This is a genomic window from Streptomyces sp. NPDC005706 (assembly GCF_040631045.1).
Lineage (GTDB): Bacteria > Actinomycetota > Actinomycetes > Streptomycetales > Streptomycetaceae > Streptomyces.
On sequence record NZ_JBEXYS010000020.1, the window covers coordinates 1 to 20,198 of the forward strand.

Annotated in this window: 11 protein-coding genes and 1 pseudogene; 1 reads left to right on the forward strand and 11 read right to left on the reverse strand. The window is 72.4% G+C overall.

Annotated features, from left to right (window positions below; translation table 11 throughout):
• Positions 1 to 854 (reverse strand): maltotransferase domain-containing protein (locus ABZ478_RS26680; RefSeq protein WP_359553185.1); only part of this gene is annotated, 854 nt, incomplete at its 3' end.
• A gap of 362 nt (positions 855 to 1,216) precedes the next feature.
• Here ABZ478_RS26680 and ABZ478_RS26685 point away from each other — a divergent pair.
• Entirely contained in the window at positions 1,217 to 3,835 is a 2,619-nt protein-coding gene (locus ABZ478_RS26685) for a glycosyltransferase family 1 protein (protein ID WP_359553186.1), read from the forward strand.
• 31 nt (positions 3,836 to 3,866) lie between these two features.
• Here the strand turns inward: ABZ478_RS26685 and ABZ478_RS26690 are convergent, their stop codons facing one another.
• The 10 genes and pseudogenes from ABZ478_RS26690 to ABZ478_RS26735 all read right to left on the reverse strand — a co-directional run.
• Positions 3,867 to 4,388 (reverse strand): DUF1990 domain-containing protein, encoded by a 522-nt coding sequence (locus ABZ478_RS26690; RefSeq protein ID WP_359553187.1) that lies wholly within the window; start codon positions 4,386 to 4,388, stop codon positions 3,867 to 3,869.
• A 70-nt stretch (positions 4,389 to 4,458) separates the two neighbouring features.
• The gene (locus tag ABZ478_RS26695) at positions 4,459 to 6,117 is read right to left on the reverse strand and encodes a M4 family metallopeptidase (RefSeq protein ID WP_359553188.1); all 1,659 of its coding nucleotides are present in this window, start codon (positions 6,115 to 6,117) and stop codon (positions 4,459 to 4,461) included.
• Between the two features lie 344 nt (positions 6,118 to 6,461).
• Complete coding sequence (locus ABZ478_RS26700; RefSeq protein ID WP_359553189.1) at positions 6,462 to 8,123, reverse strand: M4 family metallopeptidase; 1,662 nt, start codon at positions 8,121 to 8,123, stop codon at positions 6,462 to 6,464.
• A 248-nt stretch (positions 8,124 to 8,371) separates the two neighbouring features.
• Positions 8,372 to 10,426, reverse strand: a complete 2,055-nt coding sequence (locus tag ABZ478_RS26705) for a M4 family metallopeptidase (RefSeq protein ID WP_359553190.1) — start codon at positions 10,424 to 10,426, stop codon at positions 8,372 to 8,374.
• Positions 10,427 to 10,807: 381 nt separating this feature from the next.
• The gene (locus ABZ478_RS26710) at positions 10,808 to 12,571 is read right to left on the reverse strand and encodes an ABC transporter ATP-binding protein (RefSeq protein ID WP_359553191.1); all 1,764 of its coding nucleotides are present in this window, start codon (positions 12,569 to 12,571) and stop codon (positions 10,808 to 10,810) included.
• A complete protein-coding gene (locus ABZ478_RS26715; RefSeq protein WP_359553192.1) occupies positions 12,568 to 14,319 on the reverse strand; it encodes an ABC transporter ATP-binding protein in 1,752 nt (583 codons plus the stop codon). The genes ABZ478_RS26710 and ABZ478_RS26715 overlap by 4 nt, the downstream gene beginning before the upstream one ends.
• A gap of 27 nt (positions 14,320 to 14,346) precedes the next feature.
• Positions 14,347 to 16,212 (reverse strand): ABC transporter ATP-binding protein, encoded by a 1,866-nt coding sequence (locus tag ABZ478_RS26720; protein ID WP_359553193.1) that lies wholly within the window; start codon positions 16,210 to 16,212, stop codon positions 14,347 to 14,349.
• Positions 16,209 to 18,014 (reverse strand): ABC transporter ATP-binding protein, encoded by a 1,806-nt coding sequence (locus ABZ478_RS26725; RefSeq protein WP_359553194.1) that lies wholly within the window; start codon positions 18,012 to 18,014, stop codon positions 16,209 to 16,211. Before ABZ478_RS26725 ends, ABZ478_RS26720 begins: the two co-directional genes overlap by 4 nt.
• Positions 18,015 to 18,127: 113 nt before the next feature.
• Positions 18,128 to 19,372 (reverse strand): glycosyltransferase family 39 protein, encoded by a 1,245-nt coding sequence (locus ABZ478_RS26730; RefSeq protein WP_359553195.1) that lies wholly within the window; start codon positions 19,370 to 19,372, stop codon positions 18,128 to 18,130.
• A 44-nt stretch (positions 19,373 to 19,416) separates the two neighbouring features.
• Positions 19,417 to 20,121: pseudogene (locus ABZ478_RS26735) on the reverse strand (dolichyl-phosphate beta-glucosyltransferase); the annotation flags it as partial.
• Positions 20,122 to 20,198: the final 77 nt, after the last annotated feature.

Below are 20,198 nucleotides of genomic sequence, written 5' to 3' on the forward strand. Positions count from 1 at the left end.
GGCGGCAGGTAGACGACGTCGAAGCCCATCTCCGCGATCGCCGCGAGACGCCGCTCGGCGCTGCGGAACGTGCCGTGCGCCCGCTCAGCGGTGCCCTCGGAGCGGGGGAAGAACTCGTACCACGAGCCGTACAGCGCCCGCTCCCGCTCCACCAGCAACGGCATCGCCTCGGACGCCGTCACCAACTCCCGCAGCGGATACCGGGACAGCACCCCCTCCACCTCCGGAGACAGCGCCGCCGCCAGCCGCCAGGCGGCCGGACGGCCCTCGTCCCGGAGCGCCGCGGCGGCCTCCAGGACGGTCTCGCGCCGTTCCTCCGGCACTCCGGCGGCCGCCCGTTCGTACAGCTGTGCGCCCTCGGTGAGGACCAGGTCGGTGTCGATGCCCGCCGGGATCTTGATCTGTGCGTGGTGCCGCCAGGTGCCGACCGGGTCCGACCAGGCCTCCACCGTGTAGGTCCAGTGGCCGGGCTCGCCCGGCGTGACGGTGGCGCCCCAGCGGTCGGTGCCGGGGGCGAGTTCGCGCATCGGGGTCCAGGGGCCCGGCCGGCCCTCCGGATCGCGCAGCACGACGTTCGCGGCGACCGCGTCGTGTCCCTCGCGGAACACGGTGGCCGACACTTCGAACGCCTCGCCGGTCACGGCCTTGGCGGGCCGGCGCCCGTGCTGGACCACGGGGCGCACGTCGAGGACGGGGACGCGTCCGACGGCCGTCGACCCGGCCGGGGCGGTGCGCTGCTGGGGCGGGCCGGGATCGTGGAGGTTCTCCGCCGGCTTCCCGGCCTTCCTGCCCGAGGTCTTCTTGCCGGCTGTCCTGCTGGTCGGTGGTGACGACGAGTGGTGCGTGGCGGGCATGACCGCTCCTGTCCGCGTCAACGTGGGTGTGGGCGGATGAATATGGGGAGGTGGGTCCTGCGTTCGTGCTGTGGTGCCGCTGTGGGGCGTACCGGGGGAGCCTTCCCATCCGTATCGGGTGGGCAATCCGGCACTTTGTTAACTACTCGCGCGTATGTCTACGTTCAAGACCGGCCCTCTTTTCCGGGTGCCCGCCGACCGCGGCTCCACGCCCCCGGCACCCCCTCCCCGTGACCCCGGCGCGCCCCGACACCCGTCCCGGTACGTCCCCACCGACCCCCCGGTAACCACTACCGTCGACAGGGACGACGAGACGTACAGCGCCGTGCGTCTCACACCACGCAACGCGTCCGAGGTGAGATGTGAAGGCGATCCGTCGGTTCACCGTCCGTCCCGTTCTCCCCGAACCCCTCCGGCCGCTGAGCGACCTGGCGCGCAATCTGCGCTGGTCCTGGCATGCGGAAACGCGCGACCTGTTCCAGTCCGTCGACCCCGAGCGGTGGGCGTCGGCCAAGGGTGACCCGGTGCGCCTCCTGGGCGGAGTGCGCCCGGCCCGGCTGGCCGAGCTGGCCGCCGACCGGCGCTTCCTGCGCCGGCTGACCGCGGTCGTGGACGACCTCGGCGACTACATGGCCGGCGACCGCTGGTACCAGCACCAGGGCGACGGACTGCCCGCCGCGGTCGCCTACTTCTCCCCGGAGTTCGGCATCACGGCCGCGCTGCCCCAGTACTCCGGCGGCCTCGGCATCCTCGCCGGCGACCACCTCAAGGCGGCCAGCGACCTCGGGGTGCCGCTGATCGGGGTGGGGCTGCTCTACCGGCACGGCTACTTCCGCCAGAGCCTGTCCCGGGACGGCTGGCAGCAGGAGCACTATCCGGTGCTCGACCCGCACGAGCTGCCCGTCACCCAGTTGAAGGAGGCCGACGGCACCCCGGCCCAGGTCTCGCTCGCGCTGCCCGGGGGCAGGGCGCTGCACGCCCGCATCTGGCTGGCGCAGGTCGGCAGGGTGCCGCTGCTGATGCTCGACTCGGACGTGGAGGAGAACGACCTCGGCGAACGCGGGGTGACCGACCGGTTGTACGGCGGCGGCAGCGAGCACCGGCTGCTGCAGGAGATGCTGCTGGGCATAGGAGGTGTCCGGGCCGTGCGCACCTACTGCCGGCTCACCGGCCACCCGGAGCCCGAGGTGTTCCACACCAACGAGGGGCACGCGGGTTTCCTCGGTCTCGAGCGGATCGCCGAACTGTGCGCGCGGGGGCTCGATTTCGACGCGGCGCTGGAGGCCGTCCGGGGCGGCACCGTGTTCACCACGCACACCCCGGTCCCGGCCGGGATCGACCGGTTCGACCGGGAGCTGGTCGCCCGGCACTTCGGCCCGGACTCCGAACTCCCGGGCATCGACGTGCAGCGGATCCTGGCCCTGGGCATGGAGACCTACCCGGGCGGCGAGCCGAACCTGTTCAACATGGCCGTCATGGGCCTCCGGCTGGCCCAGCGGGCCAACGGGGTGTCCCTGCTGCACGGACAGGTCAGCCGGGAGATGTTCGCGGGCCTGTGGCCGGGGTTCGACGCCGAGGAGGTGCCGATCACCTCGGTGACCAACGGGGTGCACGCCCCGACCTGGGTGGCCCCGGAGGTGCTCCGGCTCGGCGCCCGGCAGATCGGCTCCCAGCGGGCCGAGGACGCGCTGGCCGTCGGCGGCTCCGAGCGCTGGGACTCGGTGGCGGACATCGCGGACCAGGACGTCTGGGAGCTGCGCCGCACCCTGCGCGAACAGCTCGTGACCGAGGTGCGGGAGCGGCTGCGCGCCTCCTGGCGGCAGCGTGGCGCCGGGGACGCGGAACTGGGCTGGATCGACGGCGTCCTCGATCCCGACGTGCTCACCATCGGGTTCGCCCGGCGCGTCCCGTCGTACAAGCGCCTGACCCTCATGCTGCGCGACCGCGACCGGCTGATGGAGCTGCTGCTGCACCCGGAGCGGCCGATCCAGATCGTCGTCGCGGGCAAGGCGCACCCGGCGGACGACGGCGGCAAGCGGCTGGTGCAGGAGCTGGTGCGGTTCGCCGACGACCCGCGCGTGCGCCACCGCCTCGTCTTCCTGCCCGACTACGGCATGGCGATGGCGCAGAAGCTCTACCCGGGCTGCGACGTCTGGCTGAACAACCCGCTGCGCCCGCTGGAGGCCTGCGGCACCTCCGGGATGAAGGCGGCGCTCAACGGCTGCCTCAACCTGTCCGTGCTGGACGGCTGGTGGGACGAGTGGTTCCAGCCGGACTTCGGCTGGGCCGTCCCGACGGCGGACGGCGCCGGCACCGACCCCGACCGCCGGGACGACATCGAGGCCGCCGCCCTCTACGACCTGCTGGAACAGCGGGTGACCCCGCGCTTCTACGAGCGCGGCCGGGGCGGACTGCCCGACCGCTGGATCGAGATGGTCCGCCGCACCCTCGGCCGGCTCGGCCCGAAGGTGCTGGCGGGCCGCATGGTCCGGGAGTACGTGGACCGTCTGTACGCCCCCGCCGCCCAGTCGCACCGGGCGCTGACCCCGGACACGGCCCGTGAACTGGCCGCGTGGAAGGCCAGGGTGCGGGCCGCCTGGCCCGGGGTGAGCGTCGACCACGTGGAGACGACGGCCACGACGGCCACCGCGGAGCTGGGCACGACCGTGGGGCTGCGGGTACGGGTGGGACTGGGCGAGCTGGAGCCGGACGACGTGGAGGTGCAGGCGGTCTCGGGCCGGGTGGACGCGGAGGACCGCATCACCGAGGCCACGGCGGTGCCGCTGAAGCCGACCGGCAGCCCCGACCTGGAGGGCCGCCGCCTCTACGAGGGCCCGCTCTCCCTGGACCGCACCGGACCCTACGGCTACACCGTGCGCATCCTCCCGGCCCACCGTCTCCTCACCTCGGCGGCCGAACTGGGCCTGGTGACGGTGCCCTCGCAGGACACGGCGGAGGGAGCGGGGGTGCTGCTGCGCTGAGGGCGCGCGGCTCCGGCGGGCGGTGCGTCGCTCAGGCCTCGTCGTACTCGGCGCACAGGCGCTTCAGGACGGTGCCGCAGCGGCGGGCGTAGGCGCGCTGGAAGCCCCGGGTGGCGGGGCCGCCGGCGCGGGCGTACCACTTCTGCGCGCGGCTGAAGGCGGCGACGGTCAGCCAGACCGTGCCGTCACCCGTACGGTCGACCACGAAGGCCTCCTCACCGCACTCGGGGTGGCCTTCGAGGGTGCCGTAGGCCCAGCCCGCGCGCCGGGGTTCCTCGGCGGTCCAGACGACACGGCAGGGGGCTTTGATGACGCCGGCCAGGGTGACCGTGACGTCCACACCGGGGGCGGCGCGGTCGGCGCCGGCGTCGATGCCCACGCCCATGGCGCGGTGCATCTCCCAGGTGAGGACCGCCTCGGCGGCCCGACTGAAGACGGCCGTTCCCTCGCCGAGGCGGGTACGGACCAGCATCGGGTGGAAACCGGGCGGGCAGACGGTCAGGTCGTCGCGTGTCGCGCCGACCGGCTCGTAGGTGAAGGGCGCCTGGGGCATGGGTCAAAAGGGTAGGGCGGTACCCGGGACGACTTCCGACCGGGTACCGCCCAGCTTCACCGGGCCGTCGTCACTTGACGTTGACGGCCGTCCAGGCGGCCGCGACCGTCTTGTACTCGGTGCTGGAGGCGCCGTACAGGGCCGACGCCGCGCTCAGGGTCGCCTTGCGGGCGCCCTTGTAGTCGGTGGTCGACGTCATGTACTCGGTGAGCGCCTTGTACCAGACCTTCAGCGCCTTGTCCCGGCCTATACCGGTGACCTTGGAGCCGTCGGACGTCGGCGAGTCGTACTTGACGCCGTCGATCGTCTTCGCGCCGCTGCCCTCGGAGAGCAGGTAGAAGAAGTGGTTCGCCACGCCCGAGGACTCGTGCACGTCCTTGTCGCCGACGCCGGCCGACCAGTAGTCGGCGGAGCCGCCGTCCTTGCTGGGCTTGTCCATGTAGCGCAGCGGGGTGCCGTCACCGTTGATGTCGATCTTCTCACCGATGAGGTAGTCGCCCTTGTCGGTGGCGTTCTTGGCGTAGAACTCCACGCCGGTGCCGAAGATGTCGCTGGTGGCCTCGTTCAGGCCGCCGGACTCGCCGCTGTACTCGAGGCCGGCGGTGTTGGAGGTGACGCCGTGGCTCATCTCGTGGCCGGCCACGTCCAGCGCGGTCAGCGGGTGGTTGTCGCCCTCGCCGTCGCCGTAGGTCATGCAGAAGCAGCTGTCGTCCCAGAAGGCGTTGACGTAGTTGCTGCCGTAGTGGACGCGGGAGTACGCGGCCTTGCCGTCGTTCTTGATGCCGCTGCGCCCGAAGGTGTTCTTGTAGAAGTCCCAGGTGACCTGGGCGCCGTAGGCCGCGTCGGCGGCGGCCGTCTGGTCGGTGGGCGAGGAAGAGGCGCTGCCCGTGCCCCACACGTCGTCCGCGTCGGTGAACAGCGTGCCCTTGCCGCTGGTCTTGCGGGCCAGGTTGGTCGTCTGGTGACCGCCGCGCGAGGTGTCCTTGAGCTGGTACTTGGAACCGGACTTGCTGGTGCCGAGCGTCACCGTGCCCGAGTACTGGGTCTTGCCGGACCCCGTCTCGACGGCCTGGTGCTCGTACAGCTTCTTGCCGGTGTTGGCGTCGGTGACGACGTGCAGCTCGTTCGGGGTGCCGTCGTCCTGGAGGCCGCCGACGACCGTCTCGTAGGCGAGGACCGGCTTGCCCTCGGCCGCCCAGATCACCTTGCGCGGTGTCGTGTCGGCGGCCGTCTTCTCCGAACCGGCCGACCTGGCGGCGGTCAGCGCCTGCGACTCGGCCTTGCCGGTGGCGATCTTCGGCGTGAGCGAGGCGACCTCGATGGCGGCCTTGGTGTTCTCGGTGACGCCCTCGGACCTGCCGGACTTGGCGGTGTGGACGATGAGGTCGCCGCCGAGGACGGGCAGTCCGCCGTAGGTGCGCTCGTAGCGGGTGTGCACCGTGCCGTCGGCGTCCTTGACGACGTCCTTGACGACCAGCTTCTCCTTGGCGCCGAGGTCCATCTCCCGCGCGGTGCCGGCGGCGCCGGCCTGGGCCTGCTGGACCAGCGTGGTGCGGGCCCCGGCGGAGAGCTGGACCGGGGCGGCCGACAGGGAGCCGGCGGTGGTGGATCCGTGCGGGGTGTCGGCGTTGGCGTTGAGGGCCACACCGGTGGTGATCAGGGCGCCGGCCGCTACCGCGGTGGCGATGGCCAGCTTGGTGCGCTTTTGGCGCGCGTGAACGGGGCTCACTGAAGCTCCTTGTTCGTGGGGGGTCTCCGGCCGGCGTGGGGGCCGACAGGAGTGTCGTGCTGTGAAGGTGCTGTGGTGCCGCGGCGGTGGGGACAGCCTGGCGTGGAGAGCGCGTACATGTCATGCCCCCCAGTGATGTTGGCCGGAAAACGGCTGTCCGGTAACGGCCTCGGAAATGCGTACGAGCACGGCCCGGAGGTGCGAACCTCCGGGTCGTGCCCGTTGTGCGGCGCCGAAACGTCCGGCTCGGTGAACGTCGGCTTCCGGCCAGGGAGCCGGGGCGAAAGGGGAGGGCGGTACCGGGGCAAGCGCCCCGGTACCGCCCTCGTCCGGTTCTGCTGCGACTAGTTGACGTTGACCGCCGCCCAGGCCGCGGCCACCGTCTTGTACTCGGTGCTGGTGGAGCCGTACAGGGCCGACGCCGCGTTCAGGGTCGCCGTGCGGGCGCCCGAGTACTTCGTCGTCGAGGTCATGTACGTGGTGAGCGCCTTGTACCAGATCTGCAGCGCCTTGGCGCGGCCGATGCCGGTCACCGTGGAGCCGTTGTAGGTGGGCGAGTTGTACGTCACGCCGTTGATCGTCTTCGAGCCGCTGCCCTCGGACAGCAGGTAGAAGAAGTGGTTCGCGACACCGGACGAGTAGTGCACGTCCTTGTTGCCCACGGTGGAGGACCAGTAGTCGGCGGAGCCGCCGTCCTTGCTGGGCTTGTCCATGTAGCGCAGCGGGGTGCCGTTGCCGTTGATGTTGATCTTCTCGCCGATGAGGTAGTCACCGACGTCCGAGCTGTTGGCCGCGTAGAACTCCACGCCCGTGCCGAAGATGTCCGAGGTGGCCTCGTTCAGGCCACCGGACTCACCGCTGTAGTTGAGGCCCGCGGTGTTGGAGGTGACACCGTGGCTCATCTCGTGGCCGGCCACGTCCAGCGAGGTCAGCGGGTGGGTGTTGCCGCTGCCGTCGCCGTAGGTCATGCAGAAGCAGCTGTCGTCCCAGAACGCGTTGACGTAGGCGCTGCTGTAGTGGACGCGGGAGTAGGCGCCGACACCGTTGTTCTTGATGCCGTTGCGGCCGAAGGTGGACTTGTAGAAGTCCCAGGTCTCCTGCGCGCCGTAGGCGGCGTCCGCGGCGGCCGTCTGGTCCGTCGAGGAGCTGGAGGCCGCGCCCGTGCCCCAGATGTTGTCGGCGTCGGTGAACAGGGTGCCGGTGCCGGAGGTCCCACGGGCCAGGTTGTACGTCTTGTGGCCGCCGCGCGAGGTGTCGTACAGCTGGTACGTCGAGCCCGACAGGTTGGTGTTGAGGCTGACGGTGCCGGAGTACAGGGTCTTGCCGGTGCCGGTCGCGTTCTCGATGCCCTGGTACTCGTAGAGCTTCTTGCCCGTGGCCGCGTCGGTGATGACGTGCAGCTGGTTCGGGGTGCCGTCCTCCTGGAGGCCGCCGACGACCGTCTCGTAGGCGAGGACGGGCTTGCCGGAGCCGGCCCAGATCACCTTGCGCGCGCCGTCCGCCGTGGTCTTGGCGGAGCCCAGCGTCTTGGCGGCGCCCACGGCCTGCTTCTCCGCCTTGGCGGCGGTGATCTGCGGCTTGAGCGAAGCCACCTTCACGGCCGACTTGTTGGCCTTGGTGACGCCCTCGGCCTTGCCGGACTTGGCGGTGTGGACGATGAGGTCGCCGCCGAGGACGGGCAGCCCGCCGTAGGTGCGCTCGTAGCGGGTGTGCACGGTGCCGTCGGCGTCCTTGACGACGTCCTTGACGACCAGCTTCTCCTTGGCGCCGAGGCCTATCTCCTGCGCGGTGCCGGCGGCGCCGGCCTGGGCCTGCTGGATCAGCGTGGTGCGCGCCGCGGCGGAGAGCTGGGTCGGGGCGGCCGCAAGCGGCTTGGCGGCGGCGGCCTCGGCCGCGCTCTGGGCGCTGGCACTGGTGGTCAGACCAGTGGAAAGCAGGGCTCCGGCGGCGACAGCGGTGGCGACGGCCAGAGTGGTGCGCTTGCGACGCGCGTAGAGGGGGCTCACAGAAGCTCCTTCTCGTGGGGGAGTCCGGTCAGCGTGGGGTCACTGTCCGGAGGTGTGGTGGGAAGTTGCTGTGCTGTTGCTGCGGCGGTGAGGGAAGAGTGGCATCAGGGGCGCGTACATGTCATGACCCTGATGTGATGTTGGCTCAAATGCATCTGTCCGATAATCGTTTCAGCTATGTAAACGGGCGCCGCCCGAGGGTGCGAACCCCCGGACGACGCCCTGTTTTCCGGCTCGTGGCGAGCGGTTTACGGGAAGGTCAGCTTCCAGCTGTTGATCTTGCCCGTGTCATATGTGGCTTGATCCTGAACCTTCAACTTCCAGGTCCCGTTGGCCGATTCGGAGGAGGCGTTGACCGTGTAGGTCGCCTGCACGTTGTCCGCCGAGTCGGAGGAGGAGCGGTTCTTCAGGCGGTACGAGGCGCCCGACGGGCCGACCAGATCGATCACCAGGTCGCCGCGCCAGGTGTGCGTGATGTCCACGCTCACCTGGAGGTTGCTCGGCGCGCTTCCGCTCCTGCCGGAGACGGTGATGCTCGAGGTGACGGCGGGACCGTTGTCCGGTATCGGCACCGGGGTGGTGTTCTCGTACGAGGTGCCGCCGCCCCCGCCGCCGCCGGAACGTGCACCGACCGCCACGCCCGCCCAGGCGTCCTGCACGGCCTTGTACTCGGCGCTGGTGGTGCCGTACAGCTCGCCGGCCGCCGCGAGCGTGCCGGTGCGCGCGCCCGCGTAGTTGGTGGTGGAGGTCCACTTGGTGGTCAGCGCCCGGTACCAGATCTGCAGCGCCTTGTCCCGGCCGATGCCGGTGACCGGGAGGCCGTCCGCCGTCGGCGAGTTGTAGCTGACGCCGTTGATGACCTTGGCGCCGCTGCCCTCGCTCAGCAGGTAGAAGAAGTGGTTGGCCGGGCCGGACGAGTAGTGGACGTCGACGCCGCCGATCCCCGAGTACCAGCTGTCCTTGGACGCGCCGTCCTTGCTGGGCTTGTCCATGTAGCGCAGCGGGGTGCCGTCGCCGTTGATGTCGATCTTCTCGCCGATGAGGTAGTCGCCGACGTCGGAGGAGTTGTTGGCGAAGAACTCCACGCCGGTGCCCATGATGTCGCTGGTGGCCTCGTTCAGGCCGCCGGACTCACCGCTGTAGTTCAGGTTCGCGGTGTTGGAGGTGACGCCGTGGCTCATCTCGTGCCCGGCGACGTCGAGGGCGGTCAGGGGGTCGGCGTTGCCGGAGCCGTCGCCGTAGGTCATGCAGAAGCAGCTGTCGTCCCAGAAGGCGTTCACGTACGAGTTGCCGTAGTGGACGCGGGAGTAGGCGCCGACGCCGTTGTTCTTGATGCCGCTGCGGTTGAAGGTGCTCTTGTAGAAGTCCCAGGTGACCGCGGCGCCGTAGTGGGCGTCCGCGCCCGCGGTGGCGGCGTTGGACGTGGTGCCGTTGCCCCAGGTGTCGTTGGTCTGGGAGAACAGCGTGCCGGTGCCCGAGCTGCCGTGGTTCAGGTTGTACGTCTTGTGGCCGCCGCGCGCCCCGTCGGTCAGCGTGTAGTTCGAGCCCGACTGGGTCGTGGTCAGCGTGACCTGGCCGCTGTACTGGGTGTTGCCGATGCCGTTCTTGATCCCCTGGTACTCGAACAGCTTCTTGCCCGTGGCCGCGTCGGTGACGACGTGGAGCTGGTTGGGGGTGCCGTCGTCCTGGAGGCCGCCGACGACCGTCTCGTAGGCGAGGACGGGCTTGCCGGAGCCGGCCCAGACGACCTTGCGCACGCTGTCCGCCGCCGACCGGGTGCCGCCGAGGCTCCTGGCCCGCTGGACGGCCTGCTTCTCGGCCGCGGCCTTCGACACGGACGGGGTGAGGTCCGCGATCCTCAGCGTGGCCCGGGTGGCCTTGACGACCGACTTCGGGGCACCGGACCCGGCCGTGTCGACGACGAGGTCGCCGCCGAGCACCGGCAGTCCGGCGTAGGTGCGCTCGTAGCGGGTGTGCAGGGTGCCGTCGGCGTCCTTGACGACGTCCTTGACGACCAGCTTCTCCTTGGCGCCCAGGCCGATCGCCCTGGCCGTCGCGGCCTTTTGGGCGTCGGCGTGCCGGATCAGCTCGGTGCGCTGCGACGGCGTGAGCTTGAGCGCGACATGGGCCGGATTGACCTTGCCGGCCCGCGGCTGGGCGGGGGCGGCGGTCGCGGCGCCGGACTGGACGGCCGCGGCGATCAGGGCGGCGACGCCGGCGAGGGCGACGGTGGCGGTGCGGTGGTGCCCGGTGTGGGGGGTGCGTCTGCGAGAGGTGCTGCTCAACACTGACTCCTTCTGCATGACCGCGGGTCGCGCGGCCAGGGGAGACCGGACGGTGGGTTGGGACGTCCGGGCAGAACAGGGCGTTACGCGGAACCACGTGCAGGTGCGCGGCGGGCTCACCCGGTGCGTGCGAAGCTGTGCGTTCGCTGTGAGCCGACCGTTGTGAAGAGTGACAGGGAATCACCTGACCTGTCAGGACCACGTCACGAACTTGGCCGGAAATCGTACGTAGTCCGGATATTCGTGTTCGGTATACGAACCATCGGCCGTGCGACGGGACACGGCCCGGCCAGGTCGTGCGGGGACGCGGCCCGGCCGTGCCGAGCGGGGACGCCGGCCGTACAGGGGCGCGGCCGTGCAGCCGTACGCACCGTCACGGGCCGCCCGCGTCCCGCCGGATCAGTCCGCCGCGCCGTCCCCGTGCCAGGTCCGCCACAGGGACGCGTACGCACCGTCCGCCCGCACCAGCTCCTCGTGCGTGCCCAGTTCACTGAGCCGGCCGTCCTCCATCACGGCCACCCGGTCCGCGTCGTGCGCGGTGTGAAGGCGGTGGGCGATGGCGATGACCGTACGGGACTCGAGGACCGCGGCCAGGGCGCGTTCGGCGTGGCGGGCGGTGCCGGGATCGAGCAGGGCCGTGGCCTCGTCGAGGATCAGGGTGTGGGGGTCGGCCAGCACCACGCGCGCCAGCGCCAGTTGCTGGGCCCGGGAGCCGTCGGTGGGGTGGCCGCTCGGGCCGAGCACGGTGTCGAGCGAGGCGGGCAGGCCGCGCACCCAGTCGTCGGCGCCCACCGCGGTCAGGGCCGCCCACAGCGCGTCGTCCGTGGCGTCCGGTTCGGCGATCAGTAGGTTGTCCCGGACCGTGCCGAGGAACACGTGGTGCTCCTGGGTGACCAGGACGACCTGGCGGCGCAGCAGCTCCGGTTCCAGGGACGCGATGGGCACCCCGCCGACCGTCACCGAGCCCGCCCCGGGGGTGTCGATGCCCGCGAGGAGTCTGCTGAGGGTCGTCTTCCCGGCGCCGGACGGGCCGACCACGGCCAGCCGTTCGCCCGGCCGCACCGTCAGGTCCACCCCGCGCAGCACCTCACCGCCCCGCTCGTAGGCGTACCGCACCCCGCGCACGTCGATCCGGTCGTCCTCCGGGGCCGGGCAGGCGGCTCCCGGATCCGTCCGGGGGGCCTGCGCCAGACCCTCCACACGCGCGAACGAGGCGCCGCTGCTCTGCAGTTGCTCCACCCGCATCAGGATCTGGTCCAGCGGCTCCGTGAACTGCCGCAGATACAGGGCCGCCGCCACCACCGCGCCGACCCCCACCGCCCCGCGCTGGTGCAGCCAGCCGCCGAGCAGCAGCACGCCCACCACGGGGACGGTGTACGTCACCTCGACCGCCGGGAAGAACACGGTCCGCAGGTAGAGGGTGTGGAAGCGGGCCCGGCGGGACCGCTCCAGCGCGTCCCGGCTCGCGGTGATCCGCCGCCCGCGCAGCCGGAACGCCTCGACCGTGCGGGCCCCGGCCGCCGTCGACGCCACGATCTCGGCCACCTCGGAGTTGGCCGCGCCCTCGGCGAGGTAACCGTCCCGGGCCCGGCGCAGATACCAGCGCAGCGCCAGCCAGATGGGCGTCAGGCACACCACGCCGAACAGGCCCAGCAGCGGATCGAGCGCGAACACCGCGCCCAGCACGAACAGCGCCTGCACGGTGCTGACGAGCAGCTCCGGGCCGACGTCCCGCAGGGTGGTGCCGACCGTCGCCACATCGGCCGTGCCGCGCGCGGTCAGATCACCCGTGCCGGCCCGCTCCACCGCCGACGCGGGCAGTGCCAGCACCCGGTCGACGTACTCCTCGCGCACCCGGGCCAGCGTCCGCTCCCCGAACCGGTGTCCCACGTACCGCGCCCAGCGCGCCAGCAGCAACTGGGCGAGCGCGCACACCAGGATCAGCAGCGCGGGCCCGTCCACCGCGTCCACCCCGTGCCCCGCCCGGACCTCGTCGATGATCCGCCCGACCAGCCACGGCCCGGCCAGCCCCGCCGCGGCCGCCAGCGCGTTGAGCACCAGCGCGGCGGCGAACGCCCGCCCGTCGGCCCGCACCAGCCGCAGGGTCGCCCGCCGTACCCCGGCCCGGGCCGCGACCGGCAGCAGCCCCTCACCCGCCGTCACCGTACGGCCTCCTCGGTGTTCTCGGTGTTCTCGGTGTTCTCGGTGTTCTCGGTGGTCTCGACGTCGCGCGCCACCAGTGCCCGGTAGCCCGGCTCCTCGGCCAGCAGCCGCCGGTGCGGGCCGCCGGCCGCCACCTTGCCGTCGGACAGGAACAGCACCGTGTCCGCGCGGTCCAGCACCAGCGGCGAAGTGCTCGTCACCACCGTCGTACGGCCCTCGCGCGCCGTCCGCAGCCGCTGTGCGACGGTGGCCTCCGTGTGCGCGTCCAGCGCCGAGGTCGGCTCCACGGCGAGCAGCACCTCGGGGTCGGCCAGCAGCGCCCGCACCAGCCGGATCCGCTGCCGCTGGCCGCCGGAGAGGCTGCGGCCCTGCCCGGCGACGGCCGAGTCCGCACCGTCCGGCAGCCCCCGTACGACGTCCTCGGCGGCGGCCGCGTACACCGCCCGGCGCAGCGCGGCCTCATCGGCCGGCTCCGCGGTGGCCACCGTCTCCCTGAGCGGCCCGGCGAACAGGTCCGCCTCGTTGTCGGCGACCAGGATCCGGGACCGCACCTCGGCCAGCGGCACCGCGTCCAGCCGGACCCCGCCCCAGGTGGCGTCGGTCGCCCCGTACCGGCCGAGCCGGTCCACCACCGCCGCCGCCTCGGCGGGACGCGCGGCGGCCAGCGCGACCAGCCGGCCGGCCGGAACCCGCACCCCGGACGCCGGGTCGTGCAGTTCGGCCGGACCGTCCGGCGCGGGCAGCGGGCCCTCGTCCGGCTCCGGCTCCAGCCGCAGCAGCGCCACCACGCGGCGGGCCGCCACCACACCCCGGTTCAGCTGGTAGGTCAGCTCGATGAAGAAAGCCACCGGCACGATCAGCACCGCGACATAGCCGTACACCGACACCAGCTCACCGATGCTGATGCCGCCCTCGGCCGCCTGCCGCGCCGCCAGCCAGGTCACCACCGCCAGGAACAGCGTGGGCACACCCATGCCCAGCGCCTGCACCCAGCTCGCCACCGCCCCCACCCGGTACCCCTGGGCGCGCAGCCGCTGCGAGTCCCGGCGGAAGGCGTCCGCGAACAGCCCCTTGCCACCGAAGCCGTTGAGGACCCGCAGCCCGCCCGCGAGATCCCCGATACGGGCCGCCAGCACGCCCTGGCGCTCCCGGTACTCGCCCTCCGCGCCCTGCAGCCGCAGCGTCAGCGGCCCGGTGAGCAGCGCGATCACCGGCACCCCGAGCAGCACCACGGCGGCGAGCGGTGCCGAGATGGACAGCAGCACCCCGGCCACCACCACGTAGACCACCAGCGAGCCCACCCCGGGCCCGACCACGGTCAGCGCCTGCGCGATGGTCTGCACGTCACCGACCCCGATGGTGACGACCTCCCCGGCCCCGGCCCGGCGCGGCAGCGCCGCCCCCAGCCGCGCCGCGTGCTCCACGACCAGCTTCACCGTGCGGAAGTTGGCGTCCATCCGCACCCGGGTCATGGTGCGGTGCCGCATGATGCTCACCCAGGAGTTCACCCCGCCGACCACCAGCATCACGCCGGCCCACGCGGCCAGCACCCCGGTCCGGCCGGGCACCAGACCGTCGTCCACCGCCCGCGCCATCAGATACGGCTGCGCGGCCATCAGGACCATCCACACGCTGCCCAGCAGCGCGCCCACCAGCGACCGCACCCGCTGGCGCAGCACCAGCCAGCCCAGGAAGTGCCAGCCGCCGCGGACGTCGGGTGTGCCCGGATCCTCGTACGCGTCGATCAACCTGCCGCCCCCGTCCCGTCCGTCCCGCTACGCCAGACTGTCCCGCCACGCCTTGTGCAGATCCGCGAACCTGCCGGTGCCCGCGATGAGTTCGCCCGGGCTGCCGTCCTCGACGATCCGGCCGTGCTCCATCACCAGCACCCGGTCGGCGATCTCCACGGTCGACAGCCGGTGCGCGATCACCACGGCGGTACGGCCGCGCAGCACCGTGGCCATGGCCCGCTGCACGGCGCGCTCGCCCGGAACGTCCAGGGAACTGGTCGCCTCGTCCAGGATCAGGACCGCCGGATCGGCCAGCAAGGCGCGGGCGAACGCGACGAGCTGGCGCTGTCCGGCCGAGATGCGGCCGCCGCGCTTGCGGACGTCCGTGTCGTAGCCGTCGGGCAGAGCGCTGATGAACTCGTGCGCGCCGATCGCCTTCGCGGCCCGCTCGATGTCCTCCCGCGCGGCTTCGGGCCGGCCGATCGCGATGTTGTCCGCCACCGTACCGGAGAACAGGAACGCCTCCTGCGTCACCATGACCACCCCGCGCCGCAGCTCGGGCATCCCCAGTTCGCGCAGGTCGACCCCGTCGAGCAGCACCCGCCCGTCGGACGGGTCGTAGAACCGGGCGAGCAGCTTGGCCAGCGTCGACTTGCCGGCGCCCGTGGAGCCGACGACGGCGACGGTCTGCCCGGCAGGCAGCGTCAGATCGAAGCGGGGCAGCACCTCGCCGCCGGTGCGGTAGGCGAAGCGGACACCGTCGAAGACCACCTCGCGGCCCGGGAACTCGCTTTTCAGGGGCGGCAGTTCGCGCGGCTCCGACGGCTCCGGCACGGACGGCGTCTGCGCCAGCAGCCCGGCGATCTTCTCCAGGGACGCGGCCGCGGACTGGTAGGAGTTCAGGAACATGCCGAGCCGGTCGATCGGGTCGTACAGCCGCCGCAGGTACAGCACGGCCGCCGCCAGCACACCCAGCTCCAGCGAGCCGGACGCCACCCGGTAGGCGCCCCACAGTACGATTCCGGCGACCGCGGTGTTGGCCACCAGGCGGGAGCCGACCACGTAACGGGCCATCTCCAGCAGGGCGTCGCCGTTGGTGCGTTCGTGCCGCTGGTTCAGCACGGCGAACTCGGCGTCGTTCGCCGCCTCCCGGCGGAAGGCGCGCACCGGGCGGATGCCGTTCATCGTCTCCACGAACTTCACGATCACCGACGCGATGGCCGTGGACCGCGCCCGGTACACCCGCCCCGCGCGCCGCTGGTACATCCGCACCAGCAGGTACAGCGGCACGAAGGAGGCCACCGCGACCGCGCCGAGGCCGAGATCCAGCCACAGCAGCATCGCCGCGATGTAGACGAAGGACAGCACGACGGTCACCAACTCCTGCAGCCCCTCGTCGAGGAGCTCGCGCAGCGATTCGACGTCCGTCGTGGAGCGGGAGATCAGGCGGCCGCTCGTGTACCGCTCGTGGAAGTCGACGCTGAGGGCCTGCGCGTGCCGGAAGATCCGGCCCCGCAGATCCAGCAGCACGTCCTGGTTGACCCGCGCGGAGGCCTCGATGAACGCGAACTGCAGTCCGCCGGAGAGCAGCGCGCACAGCAGATAGCCCGCGCCCACCGCGATCAGCGGCCCGTGGTCGTGGTCCCGGAACGCCGGAACGGCGTTGTCGAGGGCGTACGCCACCAGCAGCGGGCCCGCCTGCACGGCCGCCTGCTGGAGCAGCAGCAGGAGCGTGGTGACGGCGACCCGGGACTTCATGGGCGCGAGCAGCGAGCGCAGCAGCGCGGCCGTCGCACCGGGCGGGGCGGGCAGGACGTCGTGGTCGAACGGGTCGCCGTCGCCGGTGTCCCGCGTCCGTGGCGGCCGGTCGTCGTCCTCCGTGGCCGGGGCGGCGGTCGTCGTGCTGGTCATCGGTGGTCCTCCCGGTCCCCGGCCGCCGCGCCCGACATCAGGTGCGCGTACTCGGCGTTCGTGCGCAGCAGTTCCTGATGGGTGCCGACGGCGGCGATCCGGCCGCCCGACAGCAGGGCGACCCGGTCGGCGAGCAGCACCGTGGACGGCCGGTGGGCCACGATCAGCGCGGTGGTGTCCGCCAGCACCTGCCGCAGCGCGGCCTCCACGGCGGCCTCCGTGTGCACGTCCAGCGCGGACAGCGGGTCGTCCAGCACCAGGAACTCCGGCCGGCCGACCACCGCGCGCGCCAGGGCCAGGCGCTGGCGCTGCCCGCCGGACAGGCTCAGCCCCTGCTCGCCGACCTGGGTGCCGGTGCCCTGCGGCAGCGCGTGCGCGAAATCGGCCTGGGCCACCGCGAGCGCCCGGTCCAGGTCCGCCTCGCCGGCGCCGTCCGCCGCGCCCATCAGCACGTTCTCGCCGACGGACGCCGAGAACAGCGTGGGTTCCTCGAAGGCCACGGCGACCCTGGCGCGCAGCTCCTCACGGGGCATGGCGGCGATGTCCACGCCGTTCAGGCTGATGCGGCCCGAGGTCACCTCGTGCAGCCGTGGGACGAGCGCGGTCAGGGTCGTCTTGCCGCTGCCGGTGGCCCCGACCAGGGCCATGGACTCACCGGGGCGGACGTGCAGGTCGATTCGGTCGAGCAGGGGCGGGGAGTCCGGGGGCGCGTCGGGGTAGCGGAACCGGACGTCGTGGAAGCGCAGTCCGGGTTCGGACCCGGCGCCGGCGCCGACCGCCGGCGCCCCGGCGCTCTCCGGTTCCTCGTCCATCACCTCGAAGTACCGCTCGGTGGCGGTCGCCGCCTCCTGGCTCATGGCCAGCAGGAAGCCGATGGAGTCCACCGGCCAGCGCAGCGCGAGCGCCGTGCTCAGGAAGGCGACCAGCGTGCCCGCGGACAGCTCGCCGTCGGCCACCTGCAGCGCGCCGACCACCAGCGCGGCGCCGATCGCCAGCTCCGGGAGCGTCACGATGACGCCCCAGATGGCGGCCAGCAGCCGCGCCTTGCGCAGTTCCGTGCCGCGCAGCCGGCCCGACAGCTCGTGGAACGCCCGCGCCTGGCTGCGGTGCCGGCCGAAGCCCTTGATGATGCGGATGCCGAGCACGCTCTCCTCGACGACCGTGGTCAGATCGCCGACCTGGTCCTGGGCGCGCCGTGCCACCTCGGCGTAGCGCCGCTCGAAGACCACACAGGTCCACAGCACCGGAATCGCGGGCCCGAGGACGACCAGGCCGAGCACCCAGTCCTGCATCAGCATGATCACCACACCGACGAGGATCGTCACGCCGTTGACCAGCAGGAAGGTCAGCGGGAACGCCAGGAACATGCGCAGCAGCATCAGATCGGTCGTGGCCCGGGAGAGGAGCTGGCCGGACGCCCACCGGTCGTGGAAGGACACGGGCAGCCGTTGCAGCCGGCGGTACAGGGCCGCCCGCAGCTCCGCCTCGACGTGCGACAGCGGCCGGGCCACCAGCCAGCGTCTTATGCCGAACAGGACCGCCTCGGCGATGCCGAGCAGCAGCAGGCACAGCGCGCCGAGCCAGACGCCCGCCGGGGTCCGGTCGGCGACCGGGCCGTCGACCATCCACTTCAGCACCAGCGGGATCACCAGGCCCACGCAGGAGGCCACTATCGCGACGAACGCGGCCGTGAACAGCCGCGCCCGCACGGGCCGCACGTACGGCCACAGGCGCAGCAGGGTGCGGACGGCCGACCGCTCGGGGCGGACTTCTTCTGCGGTGGTTGCACGTGTCGTGGGCATCAGGAGTGAGCCTACGGATCGCCACTGACATCGCCCACCGAGTTTTGGCCGGACCCGGCTCCGCCGCTGGACCTACGACCTGCGGCTTCGGGCGTTCGAGGCCGCCGGACCGGCTACGGGACCCCGAGCTCGAACAGGGCGTATCCGGCGTACGAGCCGGAGGCCAGGGCCGCGACGCCCAACAGGGTGAACAGCAGGCGCGGACGGAGGCGGCGCAGCGCGACGGCCAGGGGGACGAACAGGGGGAAGCAGGGGAGCAGGTAGCGGGAGACGTTCGCGAAGATCTGCTGGCTGCCGAGGACCAGGGCGAGCGTGAGCACGGTGTGGACGACGAGCACCGCCGGGGGGCGGAGCCGGAGCAGCAGCGGGACGAGGGCGAACGCCAGCAGGACGACCCCGACCGAGATGACGTCCGCGAAGGGCCACGCCGACAGATACGTGAAGTGACCCACGGGGACGGAGGTGAGCACGTCGAGGGTCTGCGCGCCGTAGTCGAACCGGTGGGCCCAGGCGCCCGACTGGAGCGTGAAGTAGCCGCCGTAGTCACCCATCCGGTGCCCCACCCAGCCCAGGTAGCCGAGCAGGCCCAGCGGGGCCAGGGCCATGGCGAGGAGCGGACGCAGCACGCCGTCGCGCCTGTCGCGCACGGCGAGAAGGGCGGCCACCCCCAGCGCGGCGATCAGGGCCGCGGCCGTGGGGCGGTTGAGGCCGGCCGCGAAGGCGAGGACCCCCGCGGTGAGCCAGCGCCGGGTCATGACCGCGTAGCAGGTCCAGGCGGCCAGAGCGACGTACAGCGAGTCGGAGTAGACCGCCCACTCGACGCCGGAGCCCGGCCAGACCGCCCACAGGCCCGCCGCCACGAGACCGGCGCGCCGGCCGCCGAACAGGTCGGCCACGGCGTAGATCCCGAGCGCGGCGACGAACGAGGCGGCGATCGAGACCAGCAGGCCGGCGCCGTACGGTCCCAGTCCCGTCACCGCGGAGACCAGCCGCATCAGCGCCGGGTAGAGCGGGAAGAACGCCGCCGAGTTGCCCTCCAGCGTGATCAGGCCGGTGGCGCCGGGGATGTGCACGAGTCTCGGGTCGTAGCCGTGCACCGCTATCTGCTGGTACCACCAGCCGTCCCAGGTGGCCAGGACGTCCCAGGCGTGCGCTCCGCCGCCGAACCGTGGATGCTTCCCGCGGAAGTCACCGGCCGAGTCGAGCAGGTACATGAACGAGCAGAAGCCGACGAGCTTCAGGACGCCGTAGCAGGCGAGGACCGGTCCGTGGTGGCGGGCGGCGGCGCGCAGACGCCGCCGGAGCGCCGGCACGGGCTCCCGCGCCGGCGCCGGGACGTGGTGCAGCGTCGTGCTCATACGGCGCCCGCCCGGGTCCGGCGACGGCGGCCCGGCGCACGCCGCAGCCGGGCGATCCCGCGCAGGTCGGCCAGCGCGGTGGCCAGGATGTCGACCCGGCTGTCGGGGTCGTCGACCCAGTCCACCGGCACCTCGTGGATCCGCAGCCCGGCCCGCTCGGCGAGCACCAGCAGCTCGGTGTCGAAGAACCACTCCCCGTCCCGCACCAGGGGCAGCAGGCGCTGGGCGACATCACGCCGCACCGCCTTGAAACCGCACTGCGCGTCCGAGAAGCCCACCGCCAGCGTGCGGCGCAGCAGCATGTTGTAGCAGCGCGAGACGATCTCCCGCTTGGGGCCGCGCACCACCCGTGAACCGGGCGCGAGCCGGGTGCCGATGGCCAGGTCCGAGTGGCCCGAGATGAGCGGTGCCACCAGCGGCAGCAGCGCGGCGAGCCCGGTGGACAGGTCCACGTCGGTGTACGCCAGCACCGGCGCCCGGGAGCCCGACCACGCCGCGCGCAGTGCTCGTCCGCGTCCCTTCTCGGGCAGCCGTATCCACTCCACCTCCGCCAGTTCGCCGGCGAGGGCGGCGGCGATGCGCGGGGTGCGGTCCGTGCTGGCGTTGTCGGCGACCGTGATGCGGAACGGGTAGGGGAAGGTGTCCCGCAGGTGCGCGTGCAGCCGCGTCACGTTCGGCTCCAGATCCGTCTGCTCGTTGTACACCGGCACGGCCATGTCCAGCACGGGCTCCGGGTGCGGGGCGCGCATGGGCAGTGGGGCGTCGGCCGGTGCCAACCGGCCCGGGAGGGGATTCATCACGTAAGTCCCTTGTGTTCTCTGGTTCG